The sequence below is a fragment of the Aminobacter sp. J44 genome (assembly GCF_007829415.1).
Taxonomy (GTDB): domain Bacteria; phylum Pseudomonadota; class Alphaproteobacteria; order Rhizobiales; family Rhizobiaceae; genus Aerobium.
In genome coordinates this window covers 40,771-59,750 of record NZ_VLJG01000002.1, presented here as the reverse complement: position 1 = coordinate 59,750, position 18,980 = coordinate 40,771, and the positions used below count along the sequence as shown (strand labels likewise).

Sequence of the window (18,980 nt, the reverse complement as noted above, 5' to 3'; positions counted from 1 at the left end):
CCTGGCTGAAGCCTCTCCCCGCGTGCGGGGAGGGGAAAGGTCGGTGCGGCGATGTGAGGGGAGCGGACAAGGGCAGCAGGGGAGTTCCTGCGACCAGCTCTCCTTGGTGCCCGAACGCGCGGCGGCGACGGGATTTGCACCCCAACCCCTTACCCCTCCCCACAAGGGGGAGGGGGATTTCAGCGTTATCCCTCAGCTAGAGCCGCGTGGTTTTGCTGCGGTGGTTTTTCAGAAATCGATCGGTGCAAACCTCTCCCGATCCCCCTTCCCCTTGTGGGGAGGGGTTAGGGGTGGGGGTAAATTGCGCCGACAGTTTACGCATGCAGGGAGAAGCTGATGTCGTTCGGCCCGATGTTCCTGCTGGCGACGATGGAGGGCCTCGTCATGGCGGCGGTGCTGGCGCTGACGGCGCTCGGCCTGTCGCTGGTATTCGGCGTCATGCGCATCGTTAATGTCGCCCATGGCGAGATGTTCATGCTGGGCGCCGTGCTGGCCTGGGCGATCTCGACTGCATTCGCCGGCCATCCGTCCATCGGTTTCGTCGCCGCGCTCCTCGTCGCGCCACTCGTGGTTGGCGGTGTGGCGATGCTATCCGAGCGGCTGGTGCTACGCCAGCTGAACTATGATCCCGAGGCGACGATCGTCGCCACCATCGGCCTTCTCTACATCATCCAGCAACTGGCCTTGACCTTCTATGGCGCGGATGCACGGCCGGTGCAGGCGCCGTTCAACGTGCGCGTCCAGCTGCCCTGGTTCGGCTATTCCGGCTACAAGCTGTTCGTGATCTTCGCCGCCATCGTGCTGATGCTGGCGACCTGGTTCGTGCTGACGCGCACGAAGATCGGTCTCATCATGCGGGCTACCCAGTATGATCGCGAAACCGCGCTCGCCTTCGGCATCCCGGTCGACCGCGTCTATGCCGGCGTGTTTGCGCTCGGCGCGATGCTGGCGGCAACGGCGGCGGTGCTGGTCGTGCCGATCCAGCAGGCGCACTACCTGATGGGGCGCGACCCGCTGCTCCTCTCCTTCATCGTCGTCATCATCGGTGGCCTCGGCTCGCTGCGCGGCACGATCATCGCCGCGCTGCTGATCGGCCTTTCCGACGGCATCATCTCGACGCTCTATTTCTCGCCGACGCTGGCAAAAATGCTGGCGACGCTGCTGGTGGCGATGGTGCTGGTGTTCCGCCCGCAGGGCCTGTTCGGGACGGTGGCGAAATGACTATGCCCCGCTCGACCCGCAAGGACATTTTTCTGCACCTCGCCGTCATCGCGGTGCTGCTTGCCGCCAATTACGTGCTGCCCGAATACCATCGGAGCGTGTTCTCGCGCGTGCTGGTGCTGGCCGTCTTCGCGATGGGCTACAATCTGCTGTTCGGCTACACCGGGCTGCTCAGCCTTGGCCACGCGATGTTCTTCGCCGCCGGCATGTATGGCGCGGGGTTACCGATCTACCATCTCGGCTGGAACGTGCCGGTTTCCTTTGCCAGCGGCATCGTTTCGGGCGCGCTGCTGGCACTGGTGATCGGACTGCTTGCGCTGCGCACGACTGGCGTCGCCTTCATGATCGTGACGATGATGTTCGCGCAGGTGGGCTATCTCACCTCGCTGTTCTTCACGACCTGGACGCGTGGCGAAGAAGGGTTGGTGCTGACGCCCGCCATGCGCACGCTTGACCTTGGCGGCACGGCGATCAGCCTGTCGGAGCCATCGCTGCGCTACCTGATCGGCTGGGCGCTGTTCTCGATCGTGCTGCTCCTTTCGCTCTGGCTGGTGCGCTCGCCGTTCGGGCGCACGCTGGTCGCGATCCGTGAGAACGAGGAGCGGATGCGCATGCTGGGCTACGATACTTTTCGGGCAAAGCTGTCGGCGGTGGTGCTTTCCGGCACCTTCTGCGCGGGGGCCGGTGCTGCCTACGGCATCCTGTTCGGTTATGTCGGCTSGGGCTTTGCCTCGATCCAGTACTCTATCCTGCCGCTCCTCTGGGTGCTGGCGGGTGGCGCCGCGACCACGCTGGGGCCGCTGATCGGCACGTTCTTCATGTTTTACATCATCGACTACACGTCGGGTCTGACGTCCGCTTATCTGCTGCTGGTCGGTGTGGCGTTGATCCTGCTGATCCTGTTCTTCCCCAAGGGGCTGCTCGGGACCATTCGCGAGAGGTGGGCGAAATGGCTGCCATGACGCCGCTCATCGAGACGAGGGGGCTGACGAAGCACTTTGGCGGACTGAAGGCTGTTGACGGGGTCGACTTCCGGCTTGACAAGGGCGAGATCCGTGCGGTGATCGGCCCGAATGGTGCCGGCAAAACCACCTTCGTCAGCCTGATCTGCGGCCGCATCCAGCCGTCGGAAGGCACCATCCTGCTAGACGGTGCGGACATCACGAGCATGCCGGCGCACAAGCGGGTGCTGGCGGGCATTGCCTACACCTTCCAGATCACCAGCATCTTTCCAAAGCTCACCGTCTACGACAACGTCGCGCTCTCGGTGCAGCGCAGGCTGCTGGCAAAAGGGCGCGTCACGCATGGGGCGCTGGCGAGCGGCGTTGAGGAGGCACTCGAGCGCGTCGGGCTCGCGGGGCGCGCGGAAACGCTTGCCGGCAACCTTTCCTACGGCCACCAGCGCCTGCTTGAAGTTGCGATGGGCCTTGCGCTGCAGCCGCGCCTCCTCATCCTCGACGAGCCGACTCAGGGGCTTTCGGACGGCGAGATCGAGACCTTCATTGCGCTGGTGCGCGAGGTCGCGCGCGATGCGACCGTCATGCTGATCGAGCACAACATGCAGGTGGTGATGGAACTCGCGCAGAAGATCACGGTGCTGAGCTTCGGCAAGATCCTCGCCGAGGGCTCGCCGGAGGAAATCCGTGCCAACGTCGCCGTGCAGGACGCCTATCTCGGAGGCAGCCATGGCTGACGCGCTGACGATCTCCGGGCTCGACGCCTATTACGGCGAGGTGCAGGTGCTGCGCGGCTTCGAGCTGACGCTGAAGAAAGGCGAGGTGCTGTGCCTGCTCGGCCGCAACGGTGCCGGCAAGACAACGGCGCTGAAGTCGATCATGGGTCTTGTCAGCGTGCGCGCCGGCCATATCATCAAGGACGGCAAGGATCTGACGAAACTGCCGGCGCACGAGGTGCCTAAGACCGGCGTTGCATACGTGCCGCAGGGCAGGCGGCTGTTTGCCGAGCTCACGGTCGCCGAAAACCTCGAGATCGGCCTGATGACCCGCGGCAAGGGCGACGTTACACGTGAATCGGTGCTGGGGCTGTTTCCGGTGCTGCGCGAGCGCCTGTCGCAGCGCTCCGGCACGCTATCGGGCGGTGAGCAGCAGATGCTGGCAATGGCCCGAGCGCTTTGCATCGAACCCGATGTGCTGCTCCTCGACGAGCCGACCGAGGGCCTGATGCCCTCGATGATTGCCCGCATCCGCGAGGCGGTGGCGGAACTGCGCCAGCGCGGCGTCTCGACGATTCTCGTGGAACAGCGCGTCGACGCGGTGCTGTCACTCGCCGACCGCGTGGCATTTATCGAGAATGGTCAGAACCGCGAGACGGTGCCGGTCGAAGATGTGCGGGCGGATCCGGATTATGTGCGGCGGTATGTGGGGGTGAGCTAGGGGGAGCGAGATGCTCCCTTGCATCATCGGTTCCGGCTGACGTCGCCTGTCGTGCTTTGATCATGGCGCCAGACGCCCCCTCCGGCGCTTCGTGCCACCTCCCCCGCTCGCAGGGGAGGATCCTCTGGCTCTGGGCTTCATCAGTGGTGTGCTTACCCCACAACGAAGCCTGCTCGGCTATCCTTTCAACCTGCACGGCATCCGGATCCTCCCCCATTTATGGGGGAGGGGGACCATGCGAAGCATGGTGGGGGGCTGCCGGGGCGAACCGTCTCACAGGAATGTCCTGAGACGAAGCATCCCCGGACGCTCCCCAAAACCTGCTACTTCTTCTCGACGTCGAAGAGCGAGCGCAGGCGATGCGGCTGGCAGCGCAGATACTGGTTGGGCGCCGACACGGTTGCGCCGAGATGCGCTGCCGCATGCCAGGGCCAGCGCGGGTCGTAGAGGATGGTGCGGGCAAGGCCGACCATGTCCGCATCGCCGGTGCTGACGATTGCCTCGGCCTGCTCGTAATCGGTAATCAGGCCCACGGTGATGACCGGCATGTTGACCGCCTGTTTCACCGCGCGCGCCAGCGGCACCTGATAGCTCGGACCGAGCGGGATCTTCTGGTCCGGGTGGAGGCCGCCGCTCGACACATGGATGGCGTCGCAACCTCGCGCTTCCAGAGCCTTGGCAAACTCAATCGTCTGCTCAATGTCCCAGCCGCCTTCGACCCAGTCGGTGCCCGACACGCGGATCGATACGGGCCGGTCGGCCGTAAAGGCCTGACGGACCGCGTCAAAGACTTCCAGCGGGAAGCGCATGCGGCTCTCGGGGCTGCCGCCATACTCGTCGTCGCGCTGATTGGACAGAGGTGACAGGAACTGGTGCAGCAGGTAGCCATGCGCGCCGTGGATCTGGATGCCGTCGATCCCAAGCCGGGCAGCGCGCTTCGCTGCGGCGGCGAAACCTTCGCGGACGCGCTTGAGCCCGTCACGGTCGAGGCTGAGCGGCGCATTGTCGGTGCTCTGGAATGGCACCGCGGATGGCGCGACCGTCTGCCAGCCGTTCGGATGATCGGGCGAGACCTGCTTTCCGCCCAGCCACGGCTTCTCGGTGGACGCCTTGCGGCCCGCATGTGCCAGCTGCACGGCGATCGGCATATCCGACCACCGGCGGACGGAGTCGAGGACGCGGCCCATCGCCGCTTCGGTCCTGTCGTCCCACAGGCCAACATCGCCATAGGTGATGCGGCCTTCCGGCACGACCGCCGTGGCCTCGATGGTCAGGAGCGCGGCTCCCGAGAGAGCCAGGTTGCCGTAGTGGATCTGGTGCCAGTCGGTCATGCAGCCATCTTCGGCCGAATACATGCACATCGGCGCGATGACGATGCGGTTGGCGAGCTTCAGCTTGCCGACCTCGATCGGAGTGAACAGTCGTGATGCCATTGAAATTCTCTCAAGGTGCGGATCTGGGAATCAGGATGAGGTGATGAAAACATAAGACTGACCCGTGGGAAGATGGACAGCCGGTAACGTCATTATGAGAGCTCGTCGCGAAAGGCGGACGGGCAAGGTGTTGTTGGCGAAGTAGCGCAGCGTCCGTCAATTGTGTGCCCATCAGGCCAGCAATCCCCGGTGGGTTAGGGGATCCGACTGCAAGACTGGCTCTGAATGAGCCCCTCCGTCGCCTTCGTGCCACGTCCCCCGCATTGCAAGGGAGGATCCCAAATCGTGCGGGTCGAGACGATGGTTGTCAGCTGTCAACGTGGCCGCTGATGGGGACGGAAGATGTCATCCAGATGTACTTCAGGGTTGGCGCTCTAACAGCCCCCTCCGTCGCCTTCGGCGACACCTCCCCCGCTTCGCAGGGGAGGATCCCAGGGCGTGCAGGTGGAAATAATGCGGAAACGAGTGCCAATGCGTCGCGTAGAAACTCCACCGCGCTGTTGGGCACCCGCCCCTCGGACCGACTGCTGCGACGAAGGGTAGGGACCACAACTCGGGCGAAGGGGCCGCCCCCGGATCCTCCCCCATTTCTGGGGGAGGGGGACCATGCGCAGAATGGTGGAGGGGGCTGCTGGGCACCGGCGTTCCGTCTTCAATCGTCCGACACGCGCGCGGCTTCCACATCATGCAGCGATCTGCCTCTGAGAGCTGCCGGGGCGCGGCCGCTTGCGAAGCAACGCGCGGCAGGCTGCCTCGTAGCCCTTCTACTCCACCACCACGCCTTCCTGGACCATTTGCTGCTTCATCGTATCCAGCGAGCCGCCGAGGTCGATGGCGCGGCACCCGTCGAGCAGGACCTTCGCGTTGAAGCCCAGCCGCCGCGCGTCGATCGCCGAATAGGCGACGCAGAAGTCGGTGGCGAGGCCAACCAGCGTCAGGTCGGTGATGCCGCGCTCGCGCAGATAGCCGGCAAGGCCCGTCGGCGTCTTGTGGTCGTTCTCGAAGAAGGTCGAGTAGGAGTCGATCGCGGTGCGAAAGCCCTTGCGGATGACAAGCTCGGCCTTGGTCCATTCGAGGCCCGGATGAAATTCTGCGCCCCTGGTGCCCTGCACGCAATGGTCCGGCCACAGCGTCTGCGGGCCATAGGGCATCTCGACGGTGCTGAAGGGCTCCTTGCCAGGATGCGAGGAGGCGAAGCTGGAGTGGCCGGCCGGGTGCCAGTCCTGCGTCAGGATGACGTGCTCGAACTCGCCGATCAGTCGGTTCACCAGCGGCACGATCTCGTCGCCGCCGGAAACGGCGAGCGCGCCTCCCGGGCAGAAGTCGTTCTGCAAGTCGACGACGATCAGGGCGGTGGCACTCATCAATTTCTCCTTCCAAAGAGTTGCGGCAAGGCTTCAACTATACCGGACGAGGGCCAGGTTAACCTTGCGGAATATTGTTTGCATACGAACGAATTTCGGCGCATGATTTTGCTTACGGAGCATATCAGATGCGCTACGCGAAACCGAAGTCACTGGACGAGGCAATCGCGCTTCTCGGAGACGGGAGCTGGCGGCTCATCGCCGGCGGAACCGACTTCTACCCCGCGCAGGGCACACGCCCCATACGCGATGACGTGCTCGATCTCAACGCGCTGGATGAGCTGCGCGGCATAAGCGAAACCCACACTCATTACGTCTTTGGAGCGCGCACCAGCTGGAGCGAGATCGCTGCGGCGCGCCATCTTTCACCGGCCTTCGAAGCGCTGCGCATGGCTGCGCGCGAGGTGGGCTCGATTCAGGTGCAGAATACCGGGACCATCGCCGGCAATCTCTGCAACGCGTCGCCCGCCGCCGACGGCGTGCCGCCGCTATTGGTGCTCGACGCGGAGGTCGAGCTGCGTTCGGCAAGCGGCGTGCGGCATCTGCCCGTCGGCGGATTCATTCTCGGCAATCGCGTCACTGCAAGGCGGCAGGACGAACTGGTGACAGCAATCCGCGTGCCGAAAGCGGCCGTGAAGGGGCGCTCGCATTTCGTGAAGCTTGGCGCGCGGCGCTATCTCGTCATCTCGATCGCGATGGCGGCGGTGAGGGTCGTCGGTGATGCGTCCGGACGTATCGAGGAGGCGGCGATTGCCGTTGGTGCCTGCTCGCCGGTCGCCAAGCGGATCGCAGGTCTGGAAGCCGCCATGAAAGGGGCTGCGCCCGGCGAACTGGAAGCGCTGATCGCGCAATATCCCTTCGACGAACTTCAACCCATCGACGACGTGCGCGCCACCGCTGATTACCGGCGGCAGGCAGCGCGGGAGATCGTCGGCCGCGCCGTGCTGGCGAGCCTCCGTGAAGACACAGGCAGGGCAGCGGCATGAGCGGGATGCGCCTTTCCATCGAGGTCAACGGAAAGGCGCACGCGCTCGACGTTTCGCCGCTCGCCCGGCTCTCGGCAGTTCTTCGCGATGAACTCAAGCTGATCGGAACCAAGGTTGGCTGCGACGCGGGCGACTGCGGCGCCTGCACCGTACTGGTCGATGGCGAGCCGGTCTGCGCCTGTCTGATGCCAGTCGCAAGCGCCGCCGGCGCAAAGGTGCGGACGGTCGAGGGGCTGGCGAATGGCAGCCTGTCGGCGCTGCAGGAATCGTTCCTGCGCCACGGTGCTGCCCAGTGCGGCATCTGCACGCCGGCCTTCCTGGTCGCGGGCACCGCATTGCTGGAAAAGAACCCACACCCGACGGAGCAAGAGGTCGAGGATGCGCTGGGCGGGATCCTGTGCCGCTGCACAGGCTATCGCAAGATTATCCGGGCGGTGATGGAGGCAGGCCTGCTATCGCCATGGCCGTCGAACGACTGGGGCGTGGGCGCCGCCATTCCGCGTCTCGATGGCGAGCCGAAAGTGCGCGGGACGGAAATGTTCGGCGCGGACGGGGTGCCGGACGACGCGCTGGCGGTGGTAGCGATCCGTTCGCCCTATTGGGACGCGAAGTTCTCGTTCGGCGACCTCGATGCGTTCGTGGCAAGAAACCCGGGCATCGTCGGCGTTTTCACCGCAAAGGACATCGACGGGCGCAATGCCTTTGGCGTCATCCCTGCCTTTGCCGACCAGCCGGCGCTGGCAGACGGCAAGGTGCGGTTCCGTGGAGAAGCAGTGGCGGTTGTGGCCGGCGAGCGCGAGGCCATTGCTGCGCTCGACCTGTCGACCTTCCCGATCGAGTGGGAGGAACTGCCGCATGCGCTGACGCCGGACGTGGCGAAAAACGGCTTCATCCAGCTGCATGAAGGCCGCGAGAACAACGTGATGCTTGAGGGCCGCGTTGTGCGCGGCGATGTGGAGGAGGCGCTCGCGAGCGCGGCCGTCGTGGTCAGCGGCTCGCTCGAGACCTCCTATGTCGAGCACGCCTATATCGAGCCCGAAGCAGGCTACGCGTACATGGACGGCGACGTGCTGGTCATCAAGGCCTGCACCCAGTCGCCGGTGATGGACCGTGACGACACGGCAATGGTGCTAGGCCTGCCGCGCGAGAAGGTGCGGGTGATTCCGACCGCGACCGGCGGCGGGTTTGGCTCCAAGCTCGATCTGTCGGTGCAGCCGCTGATCGGTCTCGTCGCGCTGAAGACGGGGCGACCGGCGGCGATGGTCTACACGCGCCAGGAGTCGATGGCTTCGACCACCAAGCGGCATCCGGCTTCGATGACGGCGACGATCGGTGCGGACGCGGCAGGCCGCATCGTCGGCATGAGCTTCGAAGGCGAGTTCAACACCGGCGCCTATGCAAGCTGGGGCCCAACGGTTGCGGTGCGCGTGCCGGTGCATGCATCGGGGCCCTACTACACCCCGAATTATCGCGCGATCGGCCGCGGCGTGCACACCAACGGTCCGATCTCCGGCGCCTTCCGTGGATTTGGCGTGCCGCAGGCGGCGCTGATGCAGGAAACGCTCTATGATGAGCTTGCGGACAAGCTCGGCATCGACCGTCTGGAGCTGCGGCTGAAGAATGCGCTGTGCAACGGCCTGCCCACGGTGAGCGGGCATGTAATGGACACGGGCGTCGGCATTGTTGCCTGCCTCGCCGCCTTGCAGCGGCACTGGCAGCGGGCGCTGGCCGATGCGGCTGCGTTCAACGCGACGCACGATGGGGTCAAGCGCGGCGTGGGCATTGCCTCTTGCTGGTACGGCTGCGGCAATACCGGCATTCCCAACCCGTCGACGATGAAGATGGGCGTGACGGCCGACGGTCGTGTCGTGCTGCACCAGGGTGCGGTCGACATCGGCCAGGGTTCCAACACGGTCATCGTCCAAATCGCCGCCGAGGCGCTCGGCATGCCGCTCGAAAAATTCAGGTTCGTCTATGGCGACACGGCACTGACGCCGGACGCCGGCAAGACCTCCGGCTCGCGCCAGACCTACGTTTCGGGCAAGGCGGCCGAGTTGTCGGCGCGCTCGTTGCGTGAAAAGATCCTGCGCTTCGCCAATGTGTCGGGGGAGGCGCGGCTGTCGCTGGAGGGCGGCAAGCTCACGGTGGGCGAGGGTGAAGCGAGCCGAACGATCGACCTGTCGCAGTTGCCGGTGGACGAGAACGGTTTCGTGTTCCGCGCCTTCGAGAGCTATGATCCGCCGACCGTTCCGCTCGACGCCAACGGCCAGGGCAAGCCGTACGCCGTCTATGGCTGGGGCGCGCAGATGGCGGAGCTTGAGGTCGATCTGGCGCTGGGGACCGTCAGGCTCATCAAAATCACCGCCGCGCATGATGTGGGCCGCGCGATCAACCCCTTGCTCGCGGAAGGCCAAGTCGAAGGCGGCATCGCGCAGGGTATAGGGCTTGCGCTGATGGAGGAATACGTTCCGGGCCGCACCGAGAACCTGCACGACTATCTCATCCCCACCATTGGCGACGTACCGCCGATCGAGACAATCCTGATCGAGGTTCCCGACGCCGAAGGGCCCTATGGCGCGAAGGGGCTCGGGGAGCATGTGCTGATCCCGACGGCACCGGCGATCGTCAACGCCATCCGCCATGCCTGCGGGGCGAAGATCACCAAGGTCCCCGCCACGCCCGACCGGGTGCTGGCAGCCTTTCGGCAGGCGAGGGGCGGGTGATGGGTATGATGCCTGAGATGTTGGGGACAGGGAATTTACCCCCACCCCTAACCCCTCCCCACAAGGGGGAGGGGAATGTTGGTAGTCGCAAATGCCTGCCGGTTTTCAGGTGCGGAGTTACCCCGACCGTTCGAGAGAAAGCCATCGCACCTGAGCATCTTCAGCAAGCAAGGCCGCGGCGGACATCGGGACTGCGAGAGCTGATCTGCGCCACGAAGTGCGACCTTACCGACCAACGGCTTCCAAAATCCCCCTCCCCCTTGTGGGGAGGGGTTAGGGGTGGGGGTATTTCCTCCAGCATGATTACTGCCGCGGCCCGGGCGGCGGCGCCTCAAAAAATCGCATCCACCCAGCCCTCTCCACAGGAGCGCCGGCGATGAATGAGATCACTGAAAGCGTCGCGATGAATGCGTCTCCCGCGCCGGAAAAGCTGCGGTGCGATGCCTGCCCGGTAATGTGCTACATCGCGGAGGGGCGGACGGGGGCTTGCGACCGCTACGGCAATTTCGGCAACAAGATCGTGCGCTGCGACCCGGTTACGATCCTTGAACATCGCGCGGAGGCGGGCGGCGAGGTGGTGCCGTTTGCAGACGGCAGCGCGTGGGACGGCAATCCCGTCAATCGGGGACAACGCTTCGTCAGCGGCATCGGGGCGGGCACGACCTATCCCGACTTCAAGCCAGCGCCGTTCATCGTTAGCCAGGAAGTTGAGGGCGTCGACCTCGTCACCGTCGTCACCGAGGCGATCTTTTCCTATTGCGGCGTCAAGGTGAAGATCGACACCGACCGCCACATTGGCCCAGAAACGGCGACGGTTCGGGTGCTGGGCGAGCCAGTCGGCCATGTGACCACCGCCGAGTACGGCTCGCAAATGCTGTCGCTCGGTGGCGTGCGGCACCTGACCGGCGGCTCGAAGTCGGAAGGGCGGATGACCTGCGACACGATGCTGGCCCTGTGCAACCGGCAGCCCGTTGAGCTCACCATTGATGGCGGATCAACGGTCGTCGTGCAGGCGGGAAAGCCACCCATCATTGATGGGCGGCTAGAACAACGGATGCGCGTCGGCTGCGGCTCGGCGACGATCGGCATGTTTGCAACCCAGTGGAAGGGGCTGGTGGACGAGGTCGTCGTGGTCGATGACCACATCACCGGCGTCGTCTCCGAGCATCAGGCCGGCAAGGTGATTGGCTGGCAAGACACCGGCATCAAGATCCTCGGGCGGCGCTCGACGCCAGGGCGTTACTTTAAGGTTTCCGAGCCCGGCCTTGGCTGGGGCGGGACGATGCTGAGCAATCCGCTCGAAATCCTCGGCGATTGGAACACGAAGAAGGGCGCGCGGCCGGGCCTGTCGCTGCTGATGGTGTCGACCACCGGCGAACAGTTCGCTTATTTCGAGCTCGACGAGAATTTGAAGCCAGTCGAAAAGCCGTTCCCGGAGCGGCTCCGCAAGTCGGTCGATCTCATAGAGGACAATTGCGAACCGGCGCTTTGCTCGGTGCTGTTCATGGGCGGTGCGGGCGGGTCGCTGCGCGCGGGCGTGACCGAGAACCCGGTGAACCTGACCCGTTCGGTGCACCGGCTGCAGACCTATGTCACCGTCGGCGGCGCGCCGGTCTATGTCTGGCCGGGTGGCGGCATCACGCTTATGGTGGACGTGACGCGCCTGCCGGAAAACTCGTTCGGCTATGTGCCGACGCCGGCGCTGGTGGCGCCGCTGGAGTTCACCATGCGGCGCGATCACTACGAGGCGCTGGGTGGTTACGTCTCGGAAATCCGCACCGTTGATGACGTGCTGGCGAAGGGCGGCGAGTATTACAACGAGCGCCGGGTCGCGGCAGCACCCGCGGGCAATGCCTGGCCGCCGCTGGTGCAACTGCGGCGAGAGCGACAGGCATGATGGGTCCGCAGGCCTCGATGCTGCCAGACGGCAAGCGATTGCATCTCAATCACGGGCCGATCGACCTGATCATTGAGGCGTTTGACGAAGCGGAGGAAGTCGCTGCCGCCTACAGCCAGGCCAAAGATCGTTTCGATACCGTACTGGAAGAGCTCGTGGCCGAGCTGCCTGAACTGCGACGCCCTTCAACGTCAGCGCCGCGTAGCTTAATGGGGCCGACGGCACGGCGCATGGAGCGTGCGGTGACGCGATTTGCCGACCGATTCTTCATCACGCCGATGGCCGCCGTTGCCGGCAGTGTGGCCGACGAGATGCTGGAGGCAATGACGCGCGGGCGAAAACTGCGGCGCGCCTATGTCAATGACGGCGGCGATATTGCGATCTTCCTTTCGCCCGGCGAGGAGATGAAAGTTGCGATTGCTGGCACCGGCCATGGCTTTGCTGATCGGATCACCATTCGCTTCGAAGATGCGGTGCGGGGCATCGCCACCAGCGGCTGGCGCGGGCGCAGCCATTCGCTCGGCATTGCCGATGCCGTGACCGTGCTGGCGGCTGACGCGGCAACAGCGGATGCGGCGGCGACGCTGATCGCCAATGCCATCGACCTGCCCGGCCATCCGGCAATCGAACGCGCGCCCGCACGTCAGCTTGCTCCCGAGAGCGATCTTGGCGATCGTCTGGTGACGACGAATGTCGGGGAACTCAGCGGGGCGGAGGTGGCGGATGCGCTGGAGCGCGGCAAGGCTGTTGCCGACGATTTCGTCTTGCGCGGGCTGATCGTTTCGGCTGCGCTGTTCTTGAATGACCAGAGCCGTCTTGCCGGCGCGCTCGCAGAAAATTCCGGGAGGATGCTCGTTCATGCCTGAATTCAGGGTTCGCAAGGTTGCGGTTTTCACCGAGGAGATCTTTCACGACGGCGGGCCTGTCGCGGAGAAGCCGCGGCGGCTCGGGGCGGTGATGGCGCTGGTGGCGAACCCGTTCGCGGGAACATACTCGGCGGAGCTGCAGGCGGCGATGGAGGACCTGAAGCCGCTCGGGCTGATGATGACCGACAAGCTGATCGCCGCGCTTGGCGGCGACATCGAGACGATTGACGGCTACGGCAAGGGCGCGATCGTCGGCACCGCCGGCGAGATCGAGCACGGCGCGCTATGGCACGTTCCGGGCGGCTATGCGATGCGCGAGCGTCTGGGTGCTACCAAGGCGATCGTCCCGTCGGCGATGAAGGTCGGCGCGTTCGGCTCCAGCCTCGACGTGCCGCTCGGCCACACCAACGCCGCCTATGTGCGCAGCCACTTCGACGCGATCACTGTGACGGCGCCGGATGGTCCACGGCCGGACGAGATCCTGTTCGTGCTGGCGATGGCCTGCGGCGGGCGCATCCATTCGCGCATGGGCGGCCTTGAGGCCTGGCAGGTGAAGGGTGAGGACGGGCTGCGGTGAGCAGGCCGGGGAACTACGTTCTCGAAGACCAGATCGGCTTTGTCCTGCGCAAGGCCAACCAGCGGCATATCGCAATTTTCGCGAAGCACATCGGCGATCTGACCCCGCCGCAGTTCGCGGCGCTCGCCAAGCTCGACGAGGTGGGCGAGACCTCGCAGAACCAGCTTGGCGTGCTGGTGGCGATGGACGCGGCCACCATCAAGGGCGTGATCGACCGGCTGAGTGTGCGCGGACTGGTGGCGCTCGGCCGCGACGGCGACGACCGGCGTCGCGTGATGCTGACCCTGACGCCCGAGGGGCGTGAGACGGTCGACCGGCTGAAGAAGCTGGCAAAGCACGTGACTGCGGAGACGATTGCGCCGCTCACCGAGCGCGAGGCCGAGACGCTGATGCGGCTGCTTTCGAAGATTACGTGAGGAGGGCAGCGCGCCGGCGCGCGGTTGCGTCCGCGTCCAGTTCGCCGTCGCGGATCACGACGCCGAACAGTTCTTCGGCCTGCTCCGGCGTGTAATAGCCGAGGCGCACGTCCTTCAGCACCTTCTCCGGTGCGCGCTCAAACGGGTCGCCGTAACCGCCGCCGCCTGGGGTGCCGACGCGGACGCGGTCGCCGGCCTTCATCGGGATGTCCTGTTCCTTCGACAGATGCGGCGGCACATGCGCCTCGCCATTGCGGAACACGGTCACCGTGTTGACGGCGCCGTCCCTGCCGCCGAGCGCGCCCTGCGGGCCGAAGCGGCCATGATCCATCACGAACGAGGCGCGGGCCTCGCCGCGTAGCAGCTCGATCTCGTAGTCGAGGCCCATGCCGCCGCGCTGCTTGCCGGCGCCGCCCGAGCCCTCGCGCAGGCGATAGTGGTTGTAGAGGATCGGGTAGCCCTGCTCCATGATCTCGACTGGTGGCGACTTGGAGATGCCGATTGTCGAGCAGCCGTTCGATAGGCCGTCATGGTCGGCATTGCCGCCATAGCCGCCGCCCGACAGCTGGTAGAGCACGAAGGCGCGGTTGCGCTCGGGGTCGAAGCCGCCGAGGCTGAAATTGCCGCTGGAGCCGGCGGGCGCGGCGGTGACCTGGTCGGGCAGCGCCTTCACCATGGCGGAGAATACGGCTTCCGCGATGCGCTGTGAGACTTCTGCCGCACAACCGGAGACCGGGCGCGGATAGGACGCGTCGAGGAAGGTGCCGACCGGTCGCTTGATCACCAGCGGCTCGAAGGCGCCGGCGCTGATCGGCACGTCTGGGAAGATGTGGCGCATGGCGAGGTAGACCGACGACTGCGTTGTCGCCAGCACCGAGTTCATCGGCCCTACGCAGGGCGGGCTGGATCCGGCGAAGTCGAAGTTGAGCGTGTCGCCCTTCTTCTCGACCGCGAGGCTGATCTCGAGCGGCTGATCGACGACGCCGTCCGAGTCGACATAGGCGATGCCGTGATAGGTCCCGTCGGGGATGGTCGCGATCTTGGCGCGCATGCGGGTGGCGGCACGGCGGCGCAATTCCGCAATCGAGGCGAGCACCGTTTCGTCACCGTAACGATCCAGCAGCTCGAACAGTCGCGCGCGGCCAACGTCGAGCGCTGCCGCCTGCGCCTTGATGTCGCCGATGCGCTGCTCGGCAATGCGGATGTTCGAGGTGATGATCGCGAGGATTTCCGGATCGAGCCGGGCCCTCCTGCTCGACGGCCGTGGCAGAGGCCGAGAAGCCGCCGGGTACGGCGCCGCCAATGTCTGGCCAGTGGCCGGTGTTCGACAGCCAGCAGAAGATTTTCCCGTTTCGCCAGACTGGCATGGCAAAGCGCACGTCCATCAGGTGCGTGCCGCCGAGATAGGGGTCGTTGACGATGTAGACGTCGCCTTCCTCCGGCGGGACGCAGCGGCCTTCCGCGATCATCTCGATGATCGTGCGGGTCGAATACTGCATGACGCCGACGAAGACCGGTAACCCGCCTGCGCCCTGGGCGATCAGCGAGCCGTCCTCCGCCGAATAGATGCCGTCGGACCGGTCATTCGCCTCGGCGATAATTGGCGAGAAGGCCGAACGCGAGAAGGCAAGGTCCATCTCGTCGCAGACCTGCTGCAAGCCAGCCTCGATGACGGAAAGGGTGATGGCGTCGATGGTGGTCATGGGCGAGCACCGGACGAAGGGGAGTTGGTAGCGGCTGCCGCAGCGAGGGTTTTGGCTAAGATTGCAGAGGCCGCAACGGCAGGCGACCCGATCGGCTCCGGCGTGGCAACTGCGTAGGTGTTCCTACCCCCACCCCTTACCCCTCCCCACAAGGGGGAGGGGGATCTTGAGAGGCTTGGCGACAATGGGGAGGTTGCCGAAGAGCGCCCGCTTCCCAAATTCCCCTCCCCCTTGTGGGGAGGGGTAAGGGGTGGGGGTACCATCGGTTCCCGTCCGCCAAGGTGACTACGTAGGCACTGCGACGCCAAAGACGTGGGAGCCCGCCACCTCATCCCATCACCTCGATGATGATGTTGCCGTCGCGGTCGGTGGTGGCGCGGGTGTTGGGTTCGATGACGGTGGTGGCATCGAACTGCTCAAGGATGGCGGGCCCGTCGAAGGCCGCATCAAGCGGCAGCTTCTCGCGTGCGTAGACCGGCGTGTCGATCCACTCGCCGTCGAACCAGACCGGTCGGCGCTCGACGAGCGCGGCCGGGAGCGTCTTCTCGCGCCCGGCGGGGTCGATCAACGTGGAAAGGTCAATGTCCGGCCGCTCGCCGATCACCGACGTATTGAGGTTCACGAGATTGGCGCGGATTTCCGGCAACTCGACCCGGAAGCGGGCGAAATAGGCCTTCTCGAACAGATCTTGCAGCTGCGACCGCGAGATGTTGCGGCCGGGCAGCAGCACGTTGATGAGGTGCGTCTGTCCGACGAACTGCATGTCGGCGGAATGGATAAAGCGCAGCGCCTTCGGCCTGATCGCCTCCTTGGCGATCAGCTTTTCGCCCTCGGCGGCCTGTTCCGCGAGAATGTCTGAGAGAAGCTGCTCGTCGAGGTGGCCGACCGGGCGGTTGATGGTGCGGACAAAGTCGTGGCGAAGGTCGGCGACGACGCAGCCGAGCGCGTTGGTAATGCCGGGGCGGGCAGGGATTATCACCTTGGGGATCGAAAGCTCGCGCGCAATCGCGCAGGCGTGCAGGGGACCTGCACCGCCGAAGGCAAACAGCGCGAAGTCGCGCGGATCGCGGCCCTTGGCGACCGAGACCATGCGCACGGCGCCCGCCATCTTCAGATTGCCGAGCCGAAGCACCGCGCCCGCCGCCTCGACGCCATCGACGCCGATGCCCCGGCCGATCTTCTCCTCGAAGATCTGCTCGACCCTCTCGATGGGGACGGGATTGTCGACTGCCAGCAGCTTCTTGCGGTTCAACCTTCCGAGAACGAGGTTGGCATCGGACAGCGTCGGCTCGGTACCACCGCGGCCATAACAGATCGGACCGGGTGCTGCTCCGGCGCTTTCCGGGCCGACCTTGATGAGGCCACCCTCGTCCAGCCGCGCGATCGAACCGCCGCCGGCACCGACGGTGTGGACGTCCACCATCGGCACGTGGATCGGCATTGCGTACTCGATCTCGATCTCGTTGGAGACCGACGGCTGGCCGTCGCGAATGAGCGCAACGTCGGTCGACGTGCCGCCCATGTCGTAGGTGACGATGTTGGCAAAGCCGGCGCGGCGCGCGGTGTAGGCCGCCGCCATGACGCCGGAGGCCGGCCCCGACATCACGGTCTTTGCCGCCTCGTTGGCGACAAAGCGGGCGGAGATCATGCCGCCATTGCCGTTCATCACCAGGAACTCGCGGGCGTAGCCGCGTGCCGAGAGCTCGTCTGCGAGGCGAGCGACATAGCGCTTGAGGATCGGCTGGACCGAGGCGTTGACCGCAGCAGTGACGCCGCGCTCGAACTCGCGCGCTTCCGACAACAGCGAGTGGCCGGTGGTGACGTGCTCGTTCGGCCAGATTTCGTGGACGATCTCGGCCGCGCGCTTTTCGTGGGCCGGGTTGGCGTAGGCATGCAGGAAGTGGATAACGACCGACTCGCAGCCCTTGTCGAGCAGCTCCCGTGCCGCTGTGCGCACGGCATCTTCGTCGAGTGGCACGCGCACCCGACCGCTTGCCTCCATGCGCTCCGGCACCTCGAGCCGCAAGTCGCGCGGGATGACGGGAACAAAGATGCCGGTCATCCCGTAAGGCTGCGGGCGTGTACGCCGGCCAAGCTCGATGATGTCGCGGAAGCCCTGAGTGGTGATCATGCCCGTGCGGGCGAGCCTGCGCTCCAGCACCGCATTGGTCGTGGTTGTCGTCCCGTGTACGATGAGATCAATGCGATCGATCGGAACGCCCGTCGCATCCAGCGCGGCCATGACGCCGAACGCCTGATTCTCGACCGTTGTAGGGACTTTGGCGAGGCGAACCTGGCCGTTGCTGCTGCCGTCAATGAGGAGAAGATCAGTGAATGTGCCACCCACGTCGATGCCGGCAACGATATCCCCGGACGACGGTGCGACATTCTCATTCATGCCGGTCTCCCGGTACGCTGCATCTACCCTCGACGTCCAATTTGGAATGGCGGTTCAGGCGCTGATCTTGACGCAATAATCATTTGTATACTAATAATTTTGGCTGGCAAGCATCGAGCGAGCCGCGGCAAGTTCCCGCGCAGCCAGGCCAATCAGAAGACAGGACTAACGGAATGAATACAGCTGCGCGCCAGGAAATCGGCAACGCACGTCCAGTGGAATTTCCGATTCCGGCGAATGTGCATGCCGAAAAGGTCGTCTCTGTTCGTCACTATACCGACCGGTTGTTTTCCTTCCGGATCACGCGGCCGCAGACCTTCCGCTTCCGCTCGGGCGAATTCGTGATGATCGGCCTGCCGAACGCCGAGAAGCCGGTGTTCCGCGCCTATTCGGTCGCAAGCCCCGCGTGGGACGAAGAGCTGGAATTCTATTCGATCAAGGTGCCGGACGGTCCGCTGACCCAGCACCTGCAGAAGATCCAGCCGGGCGACACAGTGCTCATGCGCCCCAAGCCAACCGGGACGCTGGTGCTCGATGCGCTCACCCCCGGAAAGCGCCTCTGGATGATCTCGACCGGCACGGGCATCGCCCCGTTCGCGAGCCTGATCCGTGACCCGGAAACCTACGAGAAGTTCGAGCAGGTCATTCTCACCCACACCTGCCGCGATGTCGGGGAGCTGACCTATGGCCAGGAGCTGGCCAAGGCGCTGGTTGAGGATCCGCTGATCGGCGAGCTGGTCGACGGCCGCTTTCATCACTACGCCACGACGACCCGCGAAGAGTCGCCGCGCATGGGCCGCATCACGACGCTGATCGAGAACGGCAAGCTGTTCGAGGATCTCGGCGTTGCGCCTTTTGATCCGGCAACCGACCGCGTGATGATCTGCGGTTCGATGGACATGCTCCGCGACGTCAAGGCGCTGGTGGAAAAGTTCGGCCTCACCGAGGGCGCGAACAACAAGCCGGCCGAGTTCGTCGTCGAGCGCGCGTTCGTCGGCTGATC

General features: G+C 65.1%; 14 protein-coding genes and 1 pseudogene. 11 read left to right on the top strand and 4 right to left on the bottom strand.

Annotation, left to right across the window (positions count from 1 at the left end; genetic code table 11):
- Window positions 1–336 precede the first annotated feature (336 nt).
- The 4 genes from L610_RS01185 to L610_RS01170 are packed head-to-tail and all read left to right on the top strand — an operon-like array spanning window position 337 to window position 3,614.
- Window positions 337–1,221, top strand: a complete 885-nt coding sequence (locus L610_RS01185) for a branched-chain amino acid ABC transporter permease (RefSeq protein WP_024847294.1) — start codon at window positions 337–339, stop codon at window positions 1,219–1,221.
- The gene (locus tag L610_RS01180; protein WP_371712927.1) at window positions 1,218–2,183 is read left to right on the top strand and encodes a branched-chain amino acid ABC transporter permease; all 966 of its coding nucleotides are present in this window, start codon (window positions 1,218–1,220) and stop codon (window positions 2,181–2,183) included. Before L610_RS01185 ends, L610_RS01180 begins: the two co-directional genes overlap by 4 nt.
- Entirely contained in the window at window positions 2,180–2,914 is a 735-nt protein-coding gene (locus tag L610_RS01175) for an ABC transporter ATP-binding protein (protein ID WP_024847296.1), read from the top strand. Before L610_RS01180 ends, L610_RS01175 begins: the two co-directional genes overlap by 4 nt.
- Entirely contained in the window at window positions 2,907–3,614 is a 708-nt protein-coding gene (locus tag L610_RS01170; RefSeq protein ID WP_024847297.1) for an ABC transporter ATP-binding protein, read from the top strand. Before L610_RS01175 ends, L610_RS01170 begins: the two co-directional genes overlap by 8 nt.
- A gap of 323 nt (window positions 3,615–3,937) precedes the next feature.
- On the opposite strand, the gene L610_RS01165 is transcribed toward L610_RS01170, so the two are convergent.
- Window positions 3,938–5,047, bottom strand: coding sequence for an NADH:flavin oxidoreductase/NADH oxidase (locus L610_RS01165; protein ID WP_024847298.1), 1,110 nt, complete (start codon window positions 5,045–5,047; stop codon window positions 3,938–3,940).
- Between the two features lie 764 nt (window positions 5,048–5,811).
- A complete protein-coding gene (pncA, locus tag L610_RS01160) occupies window positions 5,812–6,411 on the bottom strand; it encodes a bifunctional nicotinamidase/pyrazinamidase (protein WP_024847299.1) in 600 nt (199 codons plus the stop codon).
- A gap of 128 nt (window positions 6,412–6,539) precedes the next feature.
- Here pncA and L610_RS01155 point away from each other — a divergent pair, with 128 nt between their 5' ends.
- The 6 genes from L610_RS01155 (at window position 6,540) to L610_RS01130 (ending at window position 13,876) form a co-directional block, all read left to right on the top strand.
- Window positions 6,540–7,397 carry a xanthine dehydrogenase family protein subunit M gene (locus tag L610_RS01155; RefSeq protein ID WP_024847300.1) on the top strand — a complete coding sequence of 286 codons (858 nt, stop codon included), beginning with the start codon at window positions 6,540–6,542 and terminating at the stop codon, window positions 7,395–7,397.
- Window positions 7,394–10,120, top strand: a complete 2,727-nt coding sequence (locus L610_RS01150; RefSeq protein WP_144701760.1) for a molybdopterin-dependent oxidoreductase — start codon at window positions 7,394–7,396, stop codon at window positions 10,118–10,120. Before L610_RS01155 ends, L610_RS01150 begins: the two co-directional genes overlap by 4 nt.
- 376 nt (window positions 10,121–10,496) lie before the next feature.
- Window positions 10,497–12,017 carry a 6-hydroxynicotinate reductase gene (locus tag L610_RS01145; RefSeq protein WP_144701757.1) on the top strand — a complete coding sequence of 507 codons (1,521 nt, stop codon included), beginning with the start codon at window positions 10,497–10,499 and terminating at the stop codon, window positions 12,015–12,017.
- Window positions 12,014–12,883, top strand: coding sequence for a UPF0280 family protein (locus L610_RS01140; protein ID WP_144701754.1), 870 nt, complete (start codon window positions 12,014–12,016; stop codon window positions 12,881–12,883). Before L610_RS01145 ends, L610_RS01140 begins: the two co-directional genes overlap by 4 nt.
- Entirely contained in the window at window positions 12,876–13,460 is a 585-nt protein-coding gene (locus tag L610_RS01135; RefSeq protein ID WP_024847304.1) for an amino acid synthesis family protein, read from the top strand. Before L610_RS01140 ends, L610_RS01135 begins: the two co-directional genes overlap by 8 nt.
- Window positions 13,457–13,876 (top strand): MarR family winged helix-turn-helix transcriptional regulator, encoded by a 420-nt coding sequence (locus tag L610_RS01130; protein WP_024847305.1) that lies wholly within the window; start codon window positions 13,457–13,459, stop codon window positions 13,874–13,876. Before L610_RS01135 ends, L610_RS01130 begins: the two co-directional genes overlap by 4 nt.
- Here L610_RS01130 and L610_RS01125 read toward each other — a convergent pair.
- A pseudogene (locus L610_RS01125) lies at window positions 13,869–15,579 on the bottom strand (hydantoinase B/oxoprolinase family protein). The gene L610_RS01130 and the pseudogene L610_RS01125 overlap by 8 nt on opposite strands.
- A gap of 328 nt (window positions 15,580–15,907) precedes the next feature.
- Window positions 15,908–17,977, bottom strand: a complete 2,070-nt coding sequence (locus tag L610_RS01120; RefSeq protein WP_144701751.1) for a hydantoinase/oxoprolinase family protein — start codon at window positions 17,975–17,977, stop codon at window positions 15,908–15,910.
- Window positions 17,978–18,150: 173 nt separating this feature from the next.
- Between L610_RS01120 and L610_RS01115 the strand changes: the two genes are divergently transcribed.
- Window positions 18,151–18,978 (top strand): ferredoxin--NADP reductase, encoded by an 828-nt coding sequence (locus L610_RS01115; RefSeq protein WP_024847308.1) that lies wholly within the window; start codon window positions 18,151–18,153, stop codon window positions 18,976–18,978.
- Window positions 18,979–18,980 lie beyond the last annotated feature (2 nt).